The sequence below is a fragment of the Oleiphilus sp. HI0043 genome (assembly GCF_001634935.1).
In genome coordinates, this window is sequence record NZ_LWEY01001437.1 from 1 (window position 1) to 1,629 (window position 1,629).

Consider the following 1,629-nt stretch of genomic DNA (forward strand, 5'->3'; position numbering starts at 1 on the left):
TAGAGGTTAAGGCAGTTCCACCCGAGACGGTCAATCGCAGTGCTGAAAAATCTAGCGCTTTAAATTCTTCCTGCATACAAAGACCGACGAAGAGAGTGTTGATCCCTGATATGCCGGTAAATTCGAAAGGTTTGATGGCATTAATAAAGGCGTTAAGATCCCTAGGGTTAGGAATGAGTACATTGAGATTGCCTTTGCTCGCAAACATAATCATATTCACTGTAAAGGCATAGATATGGTAGAGGGGTAATGGGCACACAAATATCTCTTGCCCTTCTCTACACCCTGTAGCAAGTCTATCCAAACATTGTTTAGCATTACTTATGACATTTCGGTGGCTTAAACAAGCACCTTTAGAAACGCCAGTTGTGCCTCCAGTGTACTGGAGCATACATAAATCATCTGGGCCAATATCTTTACGGGCTTGCAATTTAGCCTGATCAAAATCATTGAGGATTTGGCTAAAAGAGTGGCAACCCTCTGGAGCAGGCGTCGGGGAGTCGCTTAGTAAATCCGCAGCACCTGTTGAAATCACTAGCTCCAGCGCCGTATCACCCTTGATTTTTTCTAAGTTGGGCAACAGGTCTTCTAGAATAATTATCGCCTTGGCACCTGAATCTGAGAATTGATGCTGCATTTCTCTAGGCGTGTAAAGAGGGTTTGTGTTTACCACGACTAAACCAGCACGCAACGCGGCGTAAGCAGCAATTGGGTACTGGCTTAGATTTGGCAGCTGTATCACTATCCGGTCACCCTGATTTAGGTTCTCTTGCTGCTGTAAGAAACAGGCCAAAGCCTTAGATTTAGCATCGATTTCAGCAAAGGATAATGTTTGCCCGAGACATGAATAAGCTGGTTTTTCTGCGTATTTTTGAAGAAAGCCCTCTAAAAAGTCGGCTAGGTTGTTGCGTGAGAGTGTTGTGTTTATCTGTGTCATCGGTAACCCCAAAGGTGTTTATTATTATGAATCTAGATTAGGTGGGCCTAGCAGCTCTTTATCTGCCTTACCTAGAAATAGTTTCATCGATAATTTCTGAATAATGGTTCCGTAGGGAGGATAGAATAAACCAATCGGAAAGAATCGATGTCGTTGAAAAGTCGATCGGGCATGGGATAGCTCACGAAACCCTTCTTCGCCATGGTAACTGCCCATACCTGAATTACCCACGCCACCAAAAGGCATGTCGTGATTGAATGCATGCCAGCCCCAATCATTAATGCTTACTCCACCAGACAGCGTGTTTTTCATAATTGTGTCTCGTATGGATTTATCATGGCCGAATAAATAGAGTGCTAGAGGGCGTTCCCGGTCGTTTATAAAGTCAATTACTTCGTTGATATTATCGTAGGGAATCACAGGCAAAATTGGACCGAATATTTCTTCTTGCATCAAATTCATATTGAGATCAGGGTTCTTTACAATATGAAGCGGGTACTGCCGCCCCTTGCCAATAGAACCGCAAACGGTTATGTCTGCCCGATGCGCTTTCGCGTCGTCAATTAGGCGCCTGAAACGTTCGTCTGCGCGGTCGTCTACCAATGAGGTGTAATGTTCACTACCGGAAGTCGAGGGATGCATTTTTATAAACTGTTTCTTTACGGCCTCAACAAACTCATCAATATTATTTC

2 protein-coding genes are annotated in these 1,629 nt (G+C 44.0%); both read right to left on the bottom strand.

The genetic code is table 11. From position 1 onward, the window contains the following. On the bottom strand, positions 1-937 hold a 937-nt coding region (locus A3729_RS20180; RefSeq protein ID WP_156498045.1), incomplete at its 3' end, for an AMP-binding protein. Positions 938-961: 24 nt separating this feature from the next. Next, on the bottom strand, positions 962-1,629 hold a 668-nt coding region (locus A3729_RS20185; RefSeq protein ID WP_156498046.1), incomplete at its 5' end, for an aldehyde dehydrogenase family protein.